This window comes from Streptomyces griseofuscus (assembly GCF_014673495.1).
GTDB lineage: Bacteria > Actinomycetota > Actinomycetes > Streptomycetales > Streptomycetaceae > Streptomyces > Streptomyces murinus.
The window spans coordinates 2,882,745-2,901,360 of sequence record NZ_CP051006.1; the positions used below are offsets into that span (position 1 = coordinate 2,882,745).

General features: G+C 72.7%; 15 protein-coding genes. 3 read left to right on the forward strand and 12 right to left on the reverse strand.

The genetic code is table 11. The features are described from left to right. Positions 1-169: 169 nt before the first annotated feature. Both HEP81_RS12550 and HEP81_RS12555 read right to left on the reverse strand, forming a co-directional pair. The gene (locus HEP81_RS12550; protein WP_037657255.1) at positions 170-3,523 is read right to left on the reverse strand and encodes a putative bifunctional diguanylate cyclase/phosphodiesterase; all 3,354 of its coding nucleotides are present in this window, start codon (positions 3,521-3,523) and stop codon (positions 170-172) included. 383 nt (positions 3,524-3,906) lie between these two features. Further along, complete coding sequence (locus HEP81_RS12555) at positions 3,907-4,947, reverse strand: 2-hydroxyacid dehydrogenase (RefSeq protein WP_078967435.1); 1,041 nt, start codon at positions 4,945-4,947, stop codon at positions 3,907-3,909. A gap of 75 nt (positions 4,948-5,022) precedes the next feature. On the opposite strand from HEP81_RS12555, the gene HEP81_RS12560 reads away from it, so the two are divergent. Both HEP81_RS12560 and HEP81_RS12565 read left to right on the forward strand, forming a co-directional pair. Next, positions 5,023-6,021, forward strand: a complete 999-nt coding sequence (locus HEP81_RS12560) for an aldo/keto reductase (RefSeq protein ID WP_037657254.1) — start codon at positions 5,023-5,025, stop codon at positions 6,019-6,021. A 52-nt stretch (positions 6,022-6,073) separates the two neighbouring features. Continuing rightward, the gene (locus HEP81_RS12565; RefSeq protein ID WP_190275988.1) at positions 6,074-7,237 is read left to right on the forward strand and encodes a PQQ-dependent sugar dehydrogenase; all 1,164 of its coding nucleotides are present in this window, start codon (positions 6,074-6,076) and stop codon (positions 7,235-7,237) included. 38 nt (positions 7,238-7,275) lie between these two features. Here HEP81_RS12565 and HEP81_RS12570 read toward each other — a convergent pair whose 3' ends face one another. The 9 genes from HEP81_RS12570 to HEP81_RS12610 all read right to left on the reverse strand — a co-directional run bounded on the left by HEP81_RS12570 (position 7,276) and on the right by HEP81_RS12610 (position 15,524). Further along, positions 7,276-7,479: a DUF6191 domain-containing protein gene (locus HEP81_RS12570; protein WP_037657251.1), complete on the reverse strand. Its 204-nt coding sequence runs from the start codon at positions 7,477-7,479 to the stop codon at positions 7,276-7,278. Between the two features lie 267 nt (positions 7,480-7,746). Further along, positions 7,747-8,385, reverse strand: coding sequence for a hypothetical protein (locus HEP81_RS12575; protein ID WP_037657249.1), 639 nt, complete (start codon positions 8,383-8,385; stop codon positions 7,747-7,749). 45 nt (positions 8,386-8,430) lie between these two features. Further along, entirely contained in the window at positions 8,431-9,003 is a 573-nt protein-coding gene (locus HEP81_RS12580) for a GNAT family N-acetyltransferase (protein WP_037657247.1), read from the reverse strand. After that, on the reverse strand, positions 8,981-11,236 hold the full coding sequence (locus tag HEP81_RS12585; protein ID WP_037657245.1) for an MMPL family transporter: 2,256 nt from the start codon (positions 11,234-11,236) through the stop codon (positions 8,981-8,983). Before HEP81_RS12585 ends, HEP81_RS12580 begins: the two co-directional genes overlap by 23 nt. A 224-nt stretch (positions 11,237-11,460) precedes the next feature. Beyond that, a complete protein-coding gene (gene gatB / locus HEP81_RS12590; RefSeq protein ID WP_037657243.1) occupies positions 11,461-12,975 on the reverse strand; it encodes an Asp-tRNA(Asn)/Glu-tRNA(Gln) amidotransferase subunit GatB in 1,515 nt (504 codons plus the stop codon). A gap of 16 nt (positions 12,976-12,991) precedes the next feature. After that, the gene (locus HEP81_RS12595) at positions 12,992-13,231 is read right to left on the reverse strand and encodes a hypothetical protein (RefSeq protein WP_037657242.1); all 240 of its coding nucleotides are present in this window, start codon (positions 13,229-13,231) and stop codon (positions 12,992-12,994) included. Beyond that, a complete protein-coding gene (gene gatA / locus HEP81_RS12600) occupies positions 13,228-14,724 on the reverse strand; it encodes an Asp-tRNA(Asn)/Glu-tRNA(Gln) amidotransferase subunit GatA (RefSeq protein WP_037657240.1) in 1,497 nt (498 codons plus the stop codon). Before gatA ends, HEP81_RS12595 begins: the two co-directional genes overlap by 4 nt. Positions 14,725-14,726: 2 nt before the next feature. Further along, the gene (gatC, locus tag HEP81_RS12605) at positions 14,727-15,023 is read right to left on the reverse strand and encodes an Asp-tRNA(Asn)/Glu-tRNA(Gln) amidotransferase subunit GatC (protein WP_006130840.1); all 297 of its coding nucleotides are present in this window, start codon (positions 15,021-15,023) and stop codon (positions 14,727-14,729) included. Between the two features lie 129 nt (positions 15,024-15,152). Continuing rightward, complete coding sequence (locus tag HEP81_RS12610) at positions 15,153-15,524, reverse strand: DUF4267 domain-containing protein (protein WP_037657237.1); 372 nt, start codon at positions 15,522-15,524, stop codon at positions 15,153-15,155. A 94-nt stretch (positions 15,525-15,618) separates the two neighbouring features. Here HEP81_RS12610 and HEP81_RS12615 point away from each other — a divergent pair, with 94 nt between their 5' ends. Then, the gene (locus HEP81_RS12615) at positions 15,619-16,203 is read left to right on the forward strand and encodes a TetR/AcrR family transcriptional regulator (RefSeq protein WP_037657235.1); all 585 of its coding nucleotides are present in this window, start codon (positions 15,619-15,621) and stop codon (positions 16,201-16,203) included. 4 nt (positions 16,204-16,207) lie between these two features. Here the strand turns inward: HEP81_RS12615 and HEP81_RS12620 are convergent, their stop codons facing one another. Continuing rightward, on the reverse strand, positions 16,208-18,544 hold the full coding sequence (locus tag HEP81_RS12620) for a putative bifunctional diguanylate cyclase/phosphodiesterase (protein WP_078967434.1): 2,337 nt from the start codon (positions 18,542-18,544) through the stop codon (positions 16,208-16,210). Positions 18,545-18,616 lie beyond the last annotated feature (72 nt).

Sequence of the window (18,616 nt, forward strand, 5' to 3'; positions counted from 1 at the left end):
GCAACAAAAAACCCCTCGTGCCGTGAGGCAAGCGAGGGGAGCGCGCCGGTGAGGGTCGCTGGGGATTCCGGATCGCATTCCGGTGGGTCCCAGCTCAGCCGACGCGCTGTCCAAGTACGAGAATTCGGGTGCGCATGGCACTGACCCTCCCCCCGGGGCGCACCATGTGTCAAGTGGGTGGGACGGGCGTCTCAGAATGTGAGCGAAGGGCACTGCTGCCTCCGAAAACAGCGGGTACTCCTCCGGTGTACACCCCCGCGGCACCCAGCCGCCCCTGTGTTTCCCGCACTCTGCCCGCGAACGCCGGTTCGGCCGGTACAAGGGGCCCGCTCGATGTGCGCGGGCCGGTCCCGGCGTGGGCTCCGCCCGAGGCGTGCGCCCCGGCCGTCGCGTGCGCTCCCGTTCCGCTGTGCGGCACCGGGCAGGACCCGGCGCCGAGCGCCCGGCGCAGCCGGTACTCGTCCAGCGGGCCGGAGAACGCCGCGCCGATGCCATGGGTGCAGCCCATCGCGCGCAGCGCCACCGCCTGCTCGGGCAGGTCCACGCCCTCGGCGACGGACTGGAGCCCGAGATCGCCCGAGATCCGCAGCAGCCCGCTGGTGATCTTGTGCAGCCGCGCGGAGTCCACCACGCCCTCGACGAGGCCGCGGTCGAGCTTGAGGATGTCCACGGGCAGCCGCCGCAGCGCGGCGATCGCCGCATGGCCGCTGCCGAAGCCGTCCAGCGCGATCCGCACCCCGAGCCGGCTCAGCGCGGTCAGCCGCCGCTCCAGCTCGTCGAGACCGAGCCCCGGATCGGTGTCGGACAGCTCGATGACCAGCGCCCCGGGCGGCAGCCCGTATCTGGTCAGCAGCGCCTCCACGGACCCGGGCGGCAGCGAGCGGTCCAGCAGCCGCCGGGCGCTCATCCGCACCGCCACCGGCACGACGAGCCCGCTCGCGGCCCGCTCGGCGGCCCCCGCCACGGCCTCCTGGAGGATCCAGCGGTCCAGCTCGGCCGTCTTGTCGCCGTCCTCGGCCACCCGCAGGAACTCGGCCGGGGTGAACAGCACCCCCTGCGAGGACCGCCAGCGGGCCTGCGCCGAGACCGCCGTGATCCGGCCGTCCTCCAGGCACACCACGGGCTGATGCAGCAGCGCGAACTCCCCGTCGTGCAGCGCGGCGCGCAGCCGGGTGGCCAGCTCCGCCTTGCGTACGACGTCCTGCTGCATCTGCGGCTTGTACAGCTCGACCCGGCCCTTTCCGGCCGATTTCGCGCGGTACATCGCGAGGTCGGCATTGCGCAGCAACTCGCCCGCCCCGAGGCCGGGTTCGGCGAAGGCGACGCCGATGGAGGCGTTGACCCGGACATCGTTGCCGTCGATCGCGTAGGGCTGGGAGAGGGTCATCCTGAGGCGGTCCGCGAGCTCCAGGATGTTGCGCTCACGAGCGGCACGGTCATGGGTGCCGTCCCCGACGATCAGGGCCGCGAACTCGTCGCCGCCGAGCCGGGAGGCGGTGTCGCCCTGGCGGACCGCGTCCTGGAGTCTTCGGGCGGCCTGGACGAGGAGTTCGTCGCCGGCCTGGTGCCCGATGGTGTCGTTGACGGCCTTGAAGCCGTCGAGGTCGATGAAGAGCACCGCGGTGCCGCGCAGGGCGGCGCCCCGGTCGGTGGCCCGGCGACCGGACAGGGCCTGCTGGACGCGCCGGGTGAACAGCGCGCGGTTGGGCAGGTCGGTCAGCGGGTCGTGCTCCGCGTTGTGCTGCAACTGCGCCTGGAGGCGCACGCGTTCGGTGACGTCCCGGCTGTTGAAGATCAGACCGCCGTGGTGGCGGTTGACGGTGGACTCGACATTCAGCCAGCCGCCCCCGCCGCCGGAGCGGAAGCGGCACTCGATACGGGTGGTGGGCTCCGTCAGCGGGCTGGCCGCGAGGAAGCGGCGCACCTCGTGCACCACGCAGCCCAGGTCCTCGGGGTGGATCAGGGCGGCCAGCTCGGTGCCCACCAGGTCCTCGGCGGGACGGCCGTAGACCCCGGCGGCGGCCGGGGAGACGTAGCGCAGGATGCCGTTGGGCGCGGCGATCATGATGACGTCGCTGGAGCCCTGCACCAGGGAGCGGAAGTGGTTCTCCTTCTGGGCCAGTTCCTGGGTGAGGGCGATGTTGTCCAGCAGCATGATGCCCTGGCGGATCACGAGCGCGAGCACGACGCAGCCCGCGGTGATCAGCACGACGTGGTCGGGCCTGCGGCCGTTCAGGACGTTGTACAGGATGCCCAGGGTGCACACCGCGGCGGCGAGATACGGGGTGAGCGCGGCGAGCGAGCCGGTGATCGGGCGGCCGGCCGGGTAGCGGGCGGAGTCGGCACCGGCGTGCGGAGCCGGGTCGGTACGGTCGGGTGCCGGGAGCGGCCCGTGCTCGGCGCCCGGGAACGCGCTGTCCCCGGTGGCCTGGAGGTGGCTCGGTTCCGGGTCCGGGTACGCGCCGTGTTCGGAGCCGTCGTACGCGTCGCGTTCGGCCCCCGTGTGCACGTCGTGCCCGGATCCCGCGTCCTGCCCGGAGCCCGGGTCCCGGCTGTGCTCGGCACTCGGGCCGGGCGCGGACGGGTCGGGCGCGGACGGTGACCGATGGCCGGCGGCGCGCGGCGCGGGCAGGTGCCCGGAGGCCGCGCGGGTGGGCCCGTCCGGCGCCGGCGCGGTCCCGGGCCGGGGTGTGGCCCAGGGGGCGTAGGCGAGCAGCAGCGAACCGGCGAACCAGCCCGCGTCCAGCAGCTGCCCGGAGCGGTAACTGCTGTGCAGCAGCGGCGAGGTGAACAGCGCGTCGCACATCACGGTCAGGGCGAGCGCGCCGATCGCGGTGTTCACGGCGGTGCGATTGCCGGGCGCGCGCCGGAAGTGCAGCGCGAGCACCATGCTGACCAGCGCGATGTCCAGCAGCGGATACGCCAGCGACAGCGCGGTGTGCGCCACGCTCGGCCCGTCGAACCGGGCCGCCTGGGCGAGCGCGAGGCTCCATGACAGGGTGAGCAGCGAACCGCCGATCAGCCAGGCGTCCAGGCCCAGACAGATCCAGCCGGCCCGGGTCACCGGACGGCTGGCGAGCACCAGCAGGCCCACGATCGCGGGCGGCGCGAAGCACAGGAAGAACAGATCGGCGTACGACGGGCTGGGCACGGGCCGGCCGAGCACGACCTCGTACCAGCCCCAGACGGCGTTGCCCAGGGCCGCCATGGCCGAGGAGAGGCCGAAGAGCAGCCAGGCCGGGCGGTAGCGGATCCGGAGGCCGCGGGCGTAGAGGAAGCAGGAGACGGCCGCGACACCGGCCGCGGCGCTGAGCCCGAAGTCGCCCATGACCAGCGCGATCTCGTCCGTGCCCCAGTCGAACGCGGCGCCGACGGCGTACGCCGCGCAGACAAGGGCGAGGACAAGCTGTTCGGAGGCGCGGGTGCGCCCGACGCGGACCCGTCCGCGCGCCGGCGGGTCCTGGTGCGGGTGCGGCGCGCGCACCTCTGCGTGGACGGTGGTGGTCGGCGTGGGCGCGCTCACCGGGGCCTCCCGGTGGGTGACGCGCCCGCGTCCCGCCGCACCCGGCGGACCGGGCGTGCGTGCCTGCGGGGGCCTGCCGGCCGGCGCGGGTGGTGGCTGTGGTGAGCGGTGTGGTGGCCGCGTCTGACCGCGGCCGTGCACCAGGGCCGCCGTCGGCGGCTCCAACGCGTCGGATCGTTCGTCCATAGGCCGTGCATCGCCCGTCGCCCCCCTCACAAGATCTGAAATGTCATCCCCGGCGCCGATGTAGGCGGCGCTGCCCCTGTCGGGACGATACACCAGGTTCGTCACTCAGGGACATAGCTTCTCTACGCTCCGTGACGACCAGCGGCGATGCGGGCACGGGCCGCGTCCGAGAGGTCGCGGAGGGTGCCGGAAAGGCCCTAACGCCCGTTCGTTCCCGGGGTGTCCGGGCCCTCCGGATCTGTTCCGTCCTGATCTTCGGGGGCCGTTCCCACCGGCTCCTTCGGATCCTGCCCCGTCGTCAGGATCACGTTCCGCAGCGGCTCGTGGTTCACGAACCGGGTCAACTGGTCGACCAGCAGCCGCCGGGCGCGCGGCAGGAAGGCCGACGTGGGTCCGCCGACATGCGGGGTGATCAGTGCGCCGGGGGCCTTCCACAGGGGGTGGCCGGGCGGCAGCGGCTCGGGGTCGGTGACGTCCAGGGCGGCCAGGAGCCGGCCCCGCTCCAGCTCCGCGAGCAGCGCGTTCGTGTCCACGACCGGCCCCCGGGCGACGTTCACCAGGAGGGCCCCGTCCTTCATCCGGGAGAGGAACTCCGCGTCCACCAGACCGTGGGTGGCGTCCGTGAGAGGGGTGGACAGAATCACGACATCGGCTTCCGGAAGCAGAGAGAGCACATCGGCGATCGGATGCACGAGACCGCGCGCCGTGGTGCGCCGGGAGCGCGCGACGCGTGCCACCCGCGCAAGCTCGAAGGGCGTGAGCCGGTCCTCGATGGCGGCGCCGATCGAGCCGTAGCCGACGATGAGCACGTTCTTGTCGGCGAGCGCGGGCCGGAACGCGCCCTGCCAGCGCTCCTGTTGCTGGGCCCGTACGAAGTCCGGGATGCCGCGCAGCGCGGCCAGGGTCAGGGTGAGCGCCAGCTCGGCGGTGCTCGCCTCGTGCACCCCCCGCGCATTGCACAGCCGTACGCCCGGCACGATGGCCGAAAGCCGCGCCGTGATGTCGTCGACGCCGGCCGTGAGGGTCTGGATCACCCGGACATTGCTCAACTGCTCCAGCGGGCGCACCTTGACCGGCCAGCGCCGCATGTACGGCACCACGTACATCACACAGCGCGCCGGGTCGCCCGGAAACTCCTGGTCGCCGTCCTCGCCCCCGTCCCAGAACAGGTACCGGAGGCCTTCGGGCAGCCCCTCGATCTCCTCGGGCGGAAGCGGAAGCCATACGTCTGCGCTCATGGTCAGGAGGCTATGCCAGGTACGCGCGGTGCAGAGGTTAGGTTGGGGGTCAGGCTAGGGGAGGTTCCGGAGCAGGTGGAGCGCAGGACGATCGGCGCGGGGGCACTCGCGGTGGGGGCCGTCGGACTCGGGTGCATGCCGATGAGCTGGGCGTACAGCACCTCGCGGCAACGGGGCGACGAGTCGGTGAGATGCGTGCACCGGGCACTGGACCTGGGGTCGAGCCTGCTGGACACCGCGGACATGTACGGCCCGTTCACCAACGAGCTGCTGCTCGGGCGGGTGCTGAGGGAGCGGCGGTCGGACGCGTTCGTCTCCACGAAGGTGGGGCTGCTGGTGGGCGAGCAGCACATCGTGGCCAACGGCCGCCCCGGCTATGTGAGACGGGCCTGCGACGCCTCGCTGCGCCGGCTCCAGACGGATGTGATCGACCTCTACCAGCTGCACCGCCCCGACCCCGAGGTGCCGATCGAGGAGACCTGGGGCGCGATGGCGGAGCTGGTGCGGGCCGGGAAGGTGCGGTCGCTCGGCCTGTGCGCGCTGGGCGCCCGCGGCGGCCGCCGCTCGGGCACCGGCCTCTACGACGGCACACTGCGCCAGTTGCAGCGGGTGCAGCAGGTGTTCCCGGTGGCCGCGGTCGAGGCGGAGCTGTCGGTGTGGTCCCCGGAGGCGCTGCGGACGCTGCTGCCGTGGTGCGAGGCGCGAGGGGTGGGCTTCCTGGCGGCGATGCCGCTGGGCAACGGCTTCCTGACCGGCACGCTCACCCCGGGCGAGGGCTTCGAACCGGACGATGTGCGCGCCCGGCACCCCCGGTTCACCGCCGAGATGATGGCGGCCAACCAGCCGATCGTGGCCGGTCTGCGCCGGGTCGCCCGGCGGCACGGCCCGCAGGTCACCCCGGCGCAGGTCGCACTGGCCTGGGTGCTGTCGCGGGGCCGCCATGTGATCGCGCTGCCGGGCACGAAGCGGGAGCGCTGGGCCGCGGAGAACGCGGCGGCGGCCGGACTGCGGCTGTCCCCGGCGGACCTGGCGGAGATCGCACGGCTGCCGGGGGCGCGGGGGTCGTGGGACTGAGGGACCCTTGGGAGGGGAAGATCTGCCGCTGGACCGCCGCCCCGAAGGGATCATGATCGTGCGACGTCGAGCTGTGCCGACCGTGCTGGCCACGGCCGCCCTCCTGCTGACGGCGGGCTGCTCCTCCGGCTCCTCGGGAGTGGGTTTTCCCGGCGAACTCCCCCGTACGGCGCCCCCGAGCAGCGCGCCCGGCGCCCCGGTCACGGAGTCGGCGGCCCCCGCCAAGGGCTCGGTACGGGTGCTGCGCACGGTGGCCGACGGCCTGAAGTCACCCTGGGGTCTGGCCGTGCTGCCGGGCGGCGATCTGCTGGTCTCCTCCCGCGACGACGGGACGATCACCCGTATCGACCCGGACACCGGCCGCAAGACCGAACTGGGCACGGTCTCCGGGGTCTCCCCGGCGGGCGAGGGCGGCCTGCTGGGCATCGCGCTGTCCCCGCACTACGCCTCGGACCACATGATCTACGCCTACTTCACCTCCGCCTCGGACAACCGCATCGTCCGCATGCTCTACGACGACAAGAAACCGGCCGGTGAGCAACTGGGCGCCCCCGACACGCTGTTCAAGGGCATCCCCAAGGGTCCCATCCACAACGGCGGCCGGATCGCCTTCGGCCCCGACGGCATGCTGTACGCCGGCACCGGTGAGAGCGGCCGGCGCGGGCTCGCCCAGGACCGCGCCTCCCTGGGCGGCAAGATCCTCCGGCTGACCCCGGACGGCGAACCCGCCCCCGGCGACCCCTTCCCCGGCTCCGCCGTCTACTCCCTGGGCCACCGCAACGTCCAGGGCCTCGCCTGGGACGACCGCCAGCGGCTGTTCGCCTCCGAGTTCGGCCAGGACACCTGGGACGAACTGAACGCCATCAAGCCCGGCGGCAACTACGGCTGGCCCGACGCCGAGGGCCAGTCCACCGACCCGCGCTTCCAGAACCCCGTCGCCGAGTGGCACACCGACGACGCCTCCCCCAGCGGCATCGCCTACGTCCACGGCGTCATCTGGATGGCCGCCCTCAAGGGCGAGCGCCTGTGGCGCATCCCCCTCCACGGCACCCGCGCCGCGGCCGCCCCCCAGTCCTTCCTCACCGGCACCTACGGCCGCCTGCGCACGGTCGCCCCGGCGGGCGACGGCAAGCTGTGGCTGATCACGAGCAACACGGACGGGCGGGGGCATCCGAAGAAGGGGGACGACAGGATTCTGGAGCTTCAGGTGAGTTAGCCCCGCCGCCGACTCCCGGGGGCCACCCCCTCCCCCTCCTACTGCGGCTCTTCGCCCTCCGGCTCCGTGGTCGCCGGGTCCGGGGTGGGCAGCCGTATGACCGCCTTGCCGGAGGTCAGGTCTATGGGGCCGCGGCCCGGGTCGCTGTCGCCGGCCTCCTCCCTGGTCAGTTCGAGGCGGTTCTGTTCGTCGCGGGTGTGTTTGCGACCTGGTGCGAACAGTTCACTGAAGGCGTCGAACACGGCTTCTCCCCCTTGCCGGTTGTCCCGGGGTCATTGTCCCGCGTGACGCCTCCACCCTCCGCGCCCGGCCGGGCGCGGAGCATGGGGAAAGTTCCGCATCTTCGGGCGGGCTTCCGGCCCGGACCGCCGCCGTCCGAGGGGCCTCAGGATCCGTGTCGCGCATGCGTGAGGGGCCTCGGGGAGCCCGTGACATGTTGCACGGGTTCCCTGAGGCCCCTGAGGCCGCTGACTCCCTTGAGAGCCCTGGCGGCGAGGGCTGTCGCCCGCTCAGCTCGCCGACGGCAGTGCCAGCAGCGCGTCCGAGTACTTCAGGACCGCCAGCAGCAGCCCGATGACACCGAGCGAGACGCCCGCCCAGGCCACCGACTTGATCCAGGGGGCCTGCGGGCGGCCGGGGGCGCCGAAGGCGGGGCGGGCGAGGACGACCACGCCGGTGATCAGCGCGAGCAGGGCGAAGAAGCCGGCCCACAGCGCGGTGGTGTGCCAGGCGTCGCCGTAGACCGCCTTGATCTGCGTGGCGACGCCCGCCGTGGAGGACGTCCGCAGCTGGCCGATGAGCTGCTGGCGGGCGCCCGCGACGGTGCCGATCCAGCCGCCGGTGAGCGAGACCAGGCCCAGCGCGGCGGAGACCACGGCACCGGCGCCCTGGCCGACCCCCGAGGGCGCCTTGGCGTCCGCCGTGTCGTCCTCGAACCCGTCCGCCGGATCGTCCACCGGCCCGTCCGCCGTCTCCTCGGCGAGCGTGCCCTCGGCCGCCTCCTCGGTGCCCTCGGCGACCGTCGCGCCCTCGGTCTCCGCCTTCCCCGCGGTGTACTGCGCCGCGGTCTCGACCCCCTGTGCCGTCTCGTCGTCGTGCTGCGCCGCCGTCGTACCGGCCGCGGCGTCTTCCGATGTCTTCGTTGCCATGGCAACAACCGTACGGACGCCGTCTGAGAGGGCGCTTAATGATCGTCAGTGGGCGTGTTGCGCGGCGCCCTCGCGTGCCGTGGGCCATTCGGGGGCGAGCACCGACCAGATCTCGGTGCTGGTGCGCTCCCCGTCGTGCGGATAGTTCTCGCGCAGTACACCCTCACGGGTCATGCCGAGCCGCCGGGCCACATTGATGCTGGGCTGGTTGGCGGTGGCCACCCGCCACTCCACGCGGTGCATGCCGCGGGTCAGGAACGCCCAGTCGATGAGGAGCCGCATGCCCCGGGTGACGAGCCCGCGCCCGGCCGCCGCGGGCTCCAGCCAGCAGCCGGCCTCGCACACCCCGCTCGGCGTGTCCCAGGTACGGAAGAGCAGTCCGCCGACGAGCGTCCCGTCCTGCCAGATGCCGTGCAGCGCGCCGGTGTCCGTGGCGCGCTTCTCGCCGTACGACCGCAGGTAGGCGCGGGCGCCGTCCAGGTCGGCCACCACCTCCGGCAGTCCGATGTGCTGCCCGATGAACGCGCGTCCTCGGTCGATATTGGCCAGCATCTCCTCGGCGTGCCAGACCTCCAACGGGCGCAGTTCGGCGCCGTCACCCAGGGATATCGCGTACATCGCGCTGTGCTTCCTTCTGCTGTTCGTGGATCCGGTCCGGGCCGGTCCGGTCGGCCGGGACCCGTCCGAGCCTCTCATGCGCGGCGCGGCACTCCGGCGGCTCGATGCTGATGTGCGGGAGCCGGCGCTCCAGCCAGCCGGGCAGCCACCAGTTGGCGGCGCCGAGCAGATGCATCAGGGCGGGCACCAGCAGGGTGCGCAGCACGAAGGCGTCGAGGGCGACGGCGGCGGCGAGTGCGATGCCGAACATGGCGATCACGCGGTCGCCGCTGAGTACGAAGGCCAGGAAGACCGAGATCATGATCACGGCCGCGGAGTTGATCACCCGGCTGGTCTCGGCGAGGCCCACCCGGACGGCGCGCCGGTTGTCGCCGGTGGCCAGCCATTCCTCGTACATCCGGCTGACCAGGAAGACCTGGTAGTCCATGGAGAGCCCGAAGAGCACCGAGACCATGATCACGGGCAGGAAGGGCTCGATGGGGCCCGCGCGGCCGAGGCCGAGCAGTTCGCTGCCCCAGCCCCACTGGAAGACGGCGACGACCACGCCGAACGCGGCGGCCACGGCGGCGATGTTCATCACGGCGGCCTTGACCGGGATGCCGAGCGAGCGGAAGGCGAGGAGCAGCAGCAGGCAGCCGAGCCCGATGACGGTGCCGACGAACAGCGGAAGTTTGCCGACTATCACATCGGCGAAGTCGTCGTAGCTGGCGGTCACCCCGCCGACCTGGATGTCCAGGGAGGTGCCCTGTTCCGCGCGGGGCAGCACCGTCTCGCGCAGCCGGTCCACCAGGGCACTGGTGGCCTGGGACTGGGGCGCGGAGTCGGGGACGACGGTGAGGTAGGCGGTCTCGCCGCCGGTGGCGTAGGCGGCCGGGGTGGCGGCGGCGACGCCGGGGGTGGCGCGCAGGGCGGTGTCGAGGTTGTCCAGGGCGAGCCGGTCGGCGGCGCCGTCCACCCGGGTGACGAGGGTCAGCGGCCCGTTGATGCCGTGCCCGAAGCCGTCGGCGAGCAGGTCGTACGCCTTGCGGGTGGTGGAGGTGCGGGGGTCGTTGCCCTGGTCGGAGGTGCCGAGGTGGAGCGAGAGGGTGGGCAGGGCGAGCAGCGCGATCACCGCGACGGCGAGCGAGCCGAGCAGTTTGGGGTGCCGCTCCACGAACGCGGACCAGCGGGCGGCCAGGCCGGTGGGCACCTCGGGGCGCGGCCCGTGCTCGGCGAGCCGTCGGCGTTCACGACGGCCGAGGGCGCGCGGGCCGATGTACGACAGCAGGGCGGGCAGCAGGGTGACCGAGGCGGCGACGGTGAGGATCACGGTCAGGCTGGCGGCCACGGCGACGCCGTTGAGGAAGCTCAGGCGCAGGATCAGCATGCCGAGCAGGGCGATGCACACGGTCGCCCCCGCGAAGACGACGGCGCGTCCGGTGGTCGCGACGGCGCTCACGGCGGCCTCGGTGACATCCAGGCCGCGTTTGAGTCCGCGCCGGTGCCTGGTGACGATGAACAGGGCGTAGTCGATGCCCACGCCGAGGCCGACGAGCATGCCGAGCATGGGCGCGAAGTCGGCGACCGTCATGGCGTGGCCGAGCAGTCCGATGCCGGCGTGGGCGGTGCCGACGCCGATCAGGGCGGTGGCGATCGGCAGCAGTGAGGCGGCGAGCGAGCCGAAGGCCAGGAAGAGGACGACGGCGGCGACAAGGACGCCGACCACCTCGGCGGTGCGGTCGTTCGGGGTCTCGGTGAGTCCGATGGCGCTGCCGCCCAGCTCCACCTGGAGCCCGTCGCCCTCGGCGGCCTTCGCGGCGCCCACGACTGCCTTGGCCTCGTTCTCGCCGATGTCCTCGGCCTGCTGAGTGAAGGTGACCGTGGCGTAGGCGGTGTGCCCGTCGGCGCTGATCTGCCGGCCGCCCTGGCCCTCGTACGGCCCGTCCACGGAGGCGACGCCGGGCAGCCGGGCGATCCGGTCGAGGGCGGTGGTCATGCTTTGTTCGACGTCGGCGGCGCGGACGGTGCCCTTCGTGGTGTGCCAGACGACGGTGTCGCTGTCGCCGCCGAGGCCCGGGAAGCCCGCCTGGAGCAGCTGGGCGGCGCGGCCGGACTCGGTGCCGGGGACCGAGTAGTCGTTCGAGTACGAGGTGCCGGCGACGGAGGCGGCCGCGGTGGCCCCGCCGAAGGCGCACAGCCACAGCAGGACGGCGATCAGTCGGTGCCGGACGCACCAGCGCGCGAGGGCTGCCACGGACGTGCTCCCAAGGACGATTTGTGGATCTTTGGCCGGGAATGATCGTCCATAAACCGAACAGCCCGCAAAGAACGCATGAGCAATCGTTGGACACTCTGACAGGCAAAAGTGATCCTTTGCCGCCTTCGTGGGCTTATTCACAGCGGGAGAAAAACGCCGTGGGGGGACGCGCCGGTGCGGCGCGTCCCCCCACGGGTTGACGGTGACTCAGCTCTCGCCGGTCAGCTCTCGCTGACGCCGAGCCGCTCCAGGATCAGCTCCTTGACGCGGGCCGCGTCGGCCTGGCCACGGGTGGCCTTCATGACCGCGCCGACCAGGGCGCCGGCCGCGGCCACCTTGCCACCGCGGATCTTGTCCGCGATGCCGGGGTTGCCGGCGATGGCCTCGTCCACTGCGGTGCCGAGCGCCGAGTCGTCCGAGACGACCTTCAGGCCGCGCTTGTCGACGACCTCGTCCGGGGTGCCCTCGCCCGCGAGCACGCCCTCGATGACCTGGCGGGCGAGCTTGTCGTTCAGATCGCCCTTGGTGACCAGCTCGGTGACCCGGGCCACCTGCTGCGGGGTGATCGCCAGCTCGTCCAGGGACGTGCCGGACTCGTTGGCGCTGCGCGCCAGTTCGCCCATCCACCACTTGCGGGCGGAGGCCGCGTCGGCCCCGGCCTCGATGGTGGCGACGATCGGGTCCAGCGCACCGGCGTTCAGGATCGCCTGCATCTCCGTGGCGGAGATGCCCCAGTCGGCGAGCAGCCGGGTACGGCGCACCAGCGGCAGCTCGGGCAGCGCCGCGCGGATCTCCTCGACCCACTCGCGCGCGGGCGCGACGGGGACCAGGTCGGGCTCCGGGAAGTACCGGTAGTCCTCGGCCTCCTCCTTCACGCGGCCCGAGGTCGTGGACCCGGTGTCCTCGTGGAAGTGGCGGGTCTCCTGGATGATGGTGCCACCCGAGGAGAGCACGGCCGCGTGCCGCATGATCTCGAAGCGGGCCGCGCGCTCCACCGAGCGCAGCGAGTTGACGTTCTTCGTCTCCGAGCGCGTGCCGAACTTCTCGGCACCCTTGGGCATCAGCGACAGGTTCACGTCACAGCGCATCTGGCCCATCTCCATGCGGGCCTCGGACACGCCGAGGGCACGGATGACCTCACGCAGCTCACGCACGTACGCCTTGGCCACCTCGGGGGCGCGCTCGCCGGCGCCCACGATCGGCTTGGTGACGATCTCGATGAGCGGGATGCCGGCGCGGTTGTAGTCCAGCAGGGAGTGGGACGCGCCGTGGATACGGCCGGTGGCGCCGCCGACGTGCGTCGACTTGCCGGTGTCCTCCTCCATGTGGGCGCGCTCGATCTCCACGCGGAAGGTCTCGCCGTCCTCCAGCTGCACGTCGAGGTAGCCGTCGAAGGCGATCGGCTCGTCGTACTGGGAGGTCTGGAAGTTCTTCGGCATGTCCGGATAGAAGTAGTTCTTCCGGGCGAAGCGGCACCATTCGGCGATCGAGCAGTTCAGCGCGAGGCCGATCCGGACGGCCGACTCGACGCCGGTCGCGTTGACGACCGGGAGCGCGCCGGGCATGCCGAGGCAGACGGGGCAGGTCTGCGAGTTGGGCTCGGCGCCCAGCTCCGTGGAGCACCCGCAGAACATCTTGGTCTTGGTGCCGAGTTCGACATGGACCTCAAGGCCCATGACGGGGTCGTACGACGCCAGCGCGTCCTCGTACGACACCAGGTCGGTCGTGGTGGTCACGGTGAAAACTTCCCTCTCAGCCCAGCAGGACGTCGTCGTCGCCCAGCCGCTTCAGCTCGCGGTAGAGGATCGCGAGGCCGGTCACGATCGCGACGGCGGAGACCGTGGCGTCGAGCAGCCGCAGCGTGTCGTGCTCGGCGCGGGCCTTCTTGATCTGCTTGGTGACACCGATCGCGCCGAACGCGGTGGTGGCCATGGACAGGTACGTACCGGACTTGGACTTCTTGAAGTCCTTGGCCTTGGACAGCTTGCTCACAGCGACGGTGCCTCCTCAAGCAGCGGGTGTCCCCACTTTTCCACGAAGGCGGCCTCGACGGCGGCGCCCACCTTGTACAGGCGGTCGTCCTGCATCGCCGGGGCGATGATCTGGAGACCCACCGGAAGGTTGTCCTCCGGGGCGAGACCGCAGGGCAGCGACATGGCCGCGTTGCCCGCCAGGTTGGTCGGGATGGTGCACAGGTCCGCGAGGTACATCGCCATCGGGTCGTCGGCGCGCTCGCCGATCGCGAAGGCGGTGGTCGGGGTCGTCGGGGAGACGATCACGTCGACCTGCTCGAACGCCTTCTCGAAGTCCCGCGTGATGAGGGTGCGGACCTTCTGCGCGGAGCCGTAGTAGGCGTCGTAGTAGCCGCTCGACAGGGCGTACGTGCCGAGCATGATGCGGCGCTTGACCTCGGGGCCGAAGCCGGCCTCGCGGGTCAGGGAGGTGACCTCCTCGGCCGAGTGCGAGCCGTCGTCGCCGGTCCGCAGGCCGTAGCGCAGGCCGTCGAAGCGGGCGAGGTTGGAGGAGCACTCGGAGGGCGCGATCAGGTAGTACGCCGACAGCGCGAGGTCGAAGGACGGGCAGTCCAGCTCGACGATCTCGGCGCCCAGGTCCCTCAGCAGCTCGACGGACTCGTCGAAGCGCTGGATGACGCCGGCCTGGTAGCCCTCGCCGCGGAACTGCTTGACGACGCCGACGCGCATGCCCGCCACGCTGCCGTTGCGGGCCGCCTCGACCACCGGCGGGACCGGGGCGTCGATGGACGTGGAGTCCATCGGGTCGTGGCCCGCGATGACCTCGTGCAGCAGGGCCGCGTCCAGGACCGTACGGGCGCAGGGGCCGCCCTGGTCGAGGGAGGAGGAGAAGGCGACCATGCCGAAGCGGGAGACCGCGCCGTACGTCGGCTTGACGCCGACGGTGCCGGTGACGGCGGCCGGCTGGCGGATGGAGCCGCCAGTGTCGGTGCCGATGGCGAGCGGGGCCTCGTAGGAGGCGAGCGCGGCGGAGGAGCCGCCGCCGGAGCCGCCGGGGATCTTGGTGAGGTCCCAGGGGTTGCCGGTCGGGCCGTAGGCGCTGTTCTCGGTGGAGGACCCCATGGCGAACTCGTCCATGTTGGTCTTGCCGAGGATGACGACGTCGGCGGCCTTGAGGCGCTTGGTGAGCGTCGCGTCGTACGGCGGGATCCAGCCCTCCAGGATCTTCGAGCCGACGGTCGTGGGCACGCCCTCGGTGGTGAAGATGTCCTTGAGCGCGAGCGGGACGCCGGCCAGCGGGCCGAGCTTCTCGCCGCGGGCCCGCTTCTCGTCCACGGCACGGGCCTGGGCGAGGGCGCCCTCGCGGTCGACGTGCAGGAAGGCGTGCACCTTCTCGTCGACGGCCTCGATCCGGGCGAGGTGGGCCTCGGTGACCGCGACCGCCGTCAGCTCGCCGGAGGCGATCTTCTCGGCGATCTGCGCGGCCGTGAGCTTGATGATGTTGTCCGCCATGGTCACTCCTCCCCCAGGATCTGCGGCACCTTGAAACGCTGCTGTTCCTGCGCGGGGGCGCCGGAGAGCGCCTGCTCGGGGGTGAGCGAGGGACGGACCTCGTCCGCCCGCATGACATTTGTCAGCGGGAGCGGGTGCGAGGTCGGCGGTACGTCTTGGTCGGCGACCTCACTGACGCGGGCGACCGCGCCGATGATGTCGTCGAGCTGGCCGGCGAAGTGGTCGAGTTCTTCGGGCTTCAGCTCCAGACGCGCCAGCCGGGCGAGGTGGGCGACCTCCTCGCGCGTGATGCCAGGCATGCAGCGATCCTCTGGGGTGAGTGCGTGTTGTTTGGGGCCAATCCTATGGGGCCCGGCGGCGTGGCCGTTAAACGGTTTGCCCCGGGGCGGGCCCGCGGCGGCTCCGGGTCGCCCCGGCAGGCGGGCCGGTCAGGCCGCGAACAGCAGCGCGGCGCAGATGAGGACCACCACGGCGGTGGCGAAATGGATCCCGAACGCGACGGCCCTCGTACCGCCGTGCCGCAGGACGGTCACGGTGTCGAGGAGCGGGACGAGGGCCACGCAGACCATGAACCAGGCCTCGGCGCGCGCTCCGACCAGCGCCAGCAGGACCAGTCCGACCAGGCCGAAGGCGGCGTCCCGGCCGCCCTTGACCGACAGATAGGCACCGGCGTCGCCCGCGGGGTCGGCGGGGACGCCGTAGCCGGCGGCGGCCGGGGCGGGCTGGAACCAGAAGCGGTAGCCGAGGAAGAGGCAGAACAGGTCGAGCAGGACGGCCAGCGTGTACGCGGCGATGGTCATGGCGTCTCCCGTTGACGTTTTCTAGCAGCGCTAGGAACACGAGTGACGCTAGCAGAGCGCCGACAGATTGCCTAGCGTTGCTAGGATCCCGGGTATGACGATCCAGACGCGCAGGGAGCGCGAACGAGCCGAGCGCAGGCAGCTGATCGTGACGGCGGCCCGGGAGCTGGCCGAGGCGGAGGGCTGGGACGCGGTGACCACGCGTCGGCTGGCCGCCGAGATCGAGTACAGCCAGCCGGTCCTCTACAGCCACTTCAAGGGCAAGGACGCGATCATGGCGGCGGTCGCGGTCGACGGCTGCGCCGATCTGGCGACGGAGCTACGTCAGGCGCGCGCGGGCGCCGACGGCGTCCGGGCCTCGCTCGCGGCGGTCGCCCGGACCTACACCGCCTTCGCCCGGCGCCGGCCCGCCCTGTACGACGCGATGTTCACCCACCTGGTGGACCTGCCGTTCGCCACCCCGGAGGCGCCGGCCCCGCTCCGGGACGCCTTCGGTGAACTGCTGGCCGCGGTGGCACCGGTCTCCACCGAGGAGGACGCTGGTCTGCTGACCGAGACCTTCTGGGCGGCCCTGCACGGCCTGGCGACCCTGATGCGCAGCGGCCGCCTCCCGGAGTGGGCGCACGAACGGCGCCTGGAGCTGCTGGTGGACCGGTTCGCGGGGCCGACCAGGGACTGAGGCCCTAGGAGGGGGCAAGGGGCGGCTTGCGGCCGCCCGCCGTCGCCGGGGGCGGGCCGCTCGCCTGGGGGACGGGCACCTCGCCCGGCGGCAGGGGGCGGCGCGTGGGTGAGCCGACGCTGGTCTGGCGGAAGCGCAGCCAGGCCGTCGCCTCCTCCGGCGGCATCGCCGCGGCCACCAGCCATCCCTGCACCGCGTCGCAGCCCAGGTCCCGCAGCCGCTCCCAGGTCTCGTCGTCCTCCACGCCCTCCGCGACGACCAGCAGCCCCAGGGAGTGCGCGAGGTCGACGGTGCAGCGCACGATCTCGGCGTCCTCGGTGTCCACCGCGAGCCGGGCCACGAAGGAGCGGTCGATCTTCAGCTCGCTGACCGGCAGCCGCCGCAGATGCACCAGGGAGGAGTAACCGGTGCCGAAGTCGTCCAGGGACATCTTCACGCCGTGCCCGGTCAGCGCCGCGAGGGTGTCGGCGGCCCGCTGCGGGTCCTCCAGCAGGACGTGCTCGGTGATCTCCAGCTGCAACGCGCCCGCCGGTACTCCGTGCCGGGCCAGCCGCGCGGCGACCGAGCCCGCGAAGCCGGGCGTGTGCACATCGCGCGGGGAGACATTGACCGCGACCGGCACCCGGATGCCCTGCGACCGCCAGCGGGCGACCTGTTCGAGGGCGGTCTCCAGGACGTACTCGGTGAGATGGGGCATCAGCCCGGAGGACTCGGCGATCGCGATGAACTCGTCCGGCGGCACCTTCCCGCGCTCCGGGTGCACCCACCGCACCAGCGCTTCGAGCCCGGCGACCTGCCCGTCGAAGCGCACCTTGGGCTGGTAGTGCAGCTGCACCTCGTGCGCGTCCAGCGCCCGGCGCAGATCGCCGAGGAGGCCGAGCCGGTCCGGGGTGTTGGAGTCCCGCTTGGACTCGTAGACCTCGACGCCCGTACGGTCCCGCTTCGCCTGGTACATGGCCACGTCGGCCCGCCGCAGCAACCCCTCCGCGTCCCTCGCGTGGTCCGGGAAGACGGCGACCCCGGCACTGGCCTCCAGTACGAGGGTGAGGCCGTCGAGGTCGAGCGGGGAGCTGAGGGCCGTCACCAGGCCGCGGGCGATCCGCATCGCCGACGTGATGGAGTCGGCGACGGGCAGTAAGACCGCGAACTCGTCGCCGCCGAGCCGGGCCGCCTCCGCACCGCGCGGCAGGGCGAGCCGCAGCCGCTCGGCGATCTGCAACAGCAGCCGGTCACCGGCGAGATGACCGAGGGTGTCATTGACCGAACGGAAGCGGTCGAGGTCGATGAGCATCAGTGCGGAACGGGCGCCGATGCGATCGGCGTCGTCCAGCGCGGTCCAGATCCGCTCCTGGAGCCACTGCCGGTTGGGCAGCCCGGTCAGCGGGTCGCGCAGCTGCTCCTCGGCGCGGGCGCGGGCCATCCACAGGGCGGAGTCGAGGGCGATGAGCGGGATGGCGAACAGCGGCAGCAGCACCGGCTGGGCGTCGGCGACCACGCACACCAGCGGCGCGATGCCGAGCAGCGCCACGGCCACCAGGCCCTGTCGGACCAGCGCGGGCCGGGGGATGCTCGGCAGTCCGTGCTCGCGCGGCGCGGTCAGGTACCACAGCAGGCCGCGGCCGACACCGAGATAGGCGACGGCGGCCAGCGCGACCTCGGGGGCGGTGGCGAGGCTCCAACTGTGCGCCCGCCAGGGCTGCTCCACACTGGGCACCCGGCCGAGCGCATCGAGCAGCAGGGCGGCCACGCCGATGCCGAGGATGTCCGTCGCGCCGTGCAGCACGCCCTGGCGCCAGCGGTGCCGGCGGGCGATGCCGACCAGGACGACGACGGTCAGGCTGACCAGGACGGCGGGCACCCAGCCGTAGAGCAGCAGCACGGCGAGGGTGAGGGTGGCGCCCGAGCCGGTGCCGCCCCACCAGCGGGCGCGGCCCAGCATGACGAGGTGGCCGACGATGATCCCGGTGAGCAGGGCCAGCGACCAGCCGGTGGTGCCGCACGGGAAGAGGGCGTGCCGGCCGCCGAAGGCGCGCAGGAAACCGGCGGCCAGGACGAGGGCGGCGGCCGCCGTGACGGCCGCGGGCAGTGCGGGCCAGGGTCCTGCCCGGCCCGGCTCCGGCTCGCCGCCGAGGCCGACGCCCGCGCCCGCGAGACCGGGCGCGGGTTCGATGGCGAGCGGCACCCGGGTGCCCGGCGGGGTGACGGGGCCGGGCGCGGCCGGACGGACGCGCGGGCGCGGGCGGCCCCCGGCGCGGCCGGGCCGCAGGATCTCCCGCCAGGCGAGGGCGCGGCGGCGCAGGCGCAGCCGTGAGTCCGGGGCGACGCTCTCGGTCGGTTCCATTCCCGTCCCTCTCACAGCCGGCGGTGCCCACGCCACGCGGCCCGATGTCCGACACCATCGACGGCTTCGCGC

What these genes read in the sequence shown, in the direction of transcription:
- HEP81_RS12615 (WP_037657235.1), top strand. Translation starts at nt 15,619, where the DNA reads ATGACGATCCAGACGCGCAGGGAGCGCGAACGAGCCGAGCGCAGGCAG.
- HEP81_RS12575 (WP_037657249.1), bottom strand. Translation starts at nt 8,385, where the DNA reads ATGGCAACGAAGACATCGGAAGACGCCGCGGCCGGTACGACGGCGGCG.
- HEP81_RS12610 (WP_037657237.1), bottom strand. Translation starts at nt 15,524, where the DNA reads ATGACCATCGCCGCGTACACGCTGGCCGTCCTGCTCGACCTGTTCTGC.
- gatA (WP_037657240.1), bottom strand. Translation starts at nt 14,724, where the DNA reads ATGGCGGACAACATCATCAAGCTCACGGCCGCGCAGATCGCCGAGAAG.
- HEP81_RS12555 (WP_078967435.1), bottom strand. Translation starts at nt 4,947, where the DNA reads ATGAGCGCAGACGTATGGCTTCCGCTTCCGCCCGAGGAGATCGAGGGG.
- HEP81_RS12565 (WP_190275988.1), top strand. Translation starts at nt 6,074, where the DNA reads ATGATCGTGCGACGTCGAGCTGTGCCGACCGTGCTGGCCACGGCCGCC.
- HEP81_RS12620 (WP_078967434.1), bottom strand. Translation starts at nt 18,544, where the DNA reads ATGGAACCGACCGAGAGCGTCGCCCCGGACTCACGGCTGCGCCTGCGC.
- gatC (WP_006130840.1), bottom strand. Translation starts at nt 15,023, where the DNA reads ATGCCTGGCATCACGCGCGAGGAGGTCGCCCACCTCGCCCGGCTGGCG.
- HEP81_RS12580 (WP_037657247.1), bottom strand. Translation starts at nt 9,003, where the DNA reads ATGTACGCGATATCCCTGGGTGACGGCGCCGAACTGCGCCCGTTGGAG.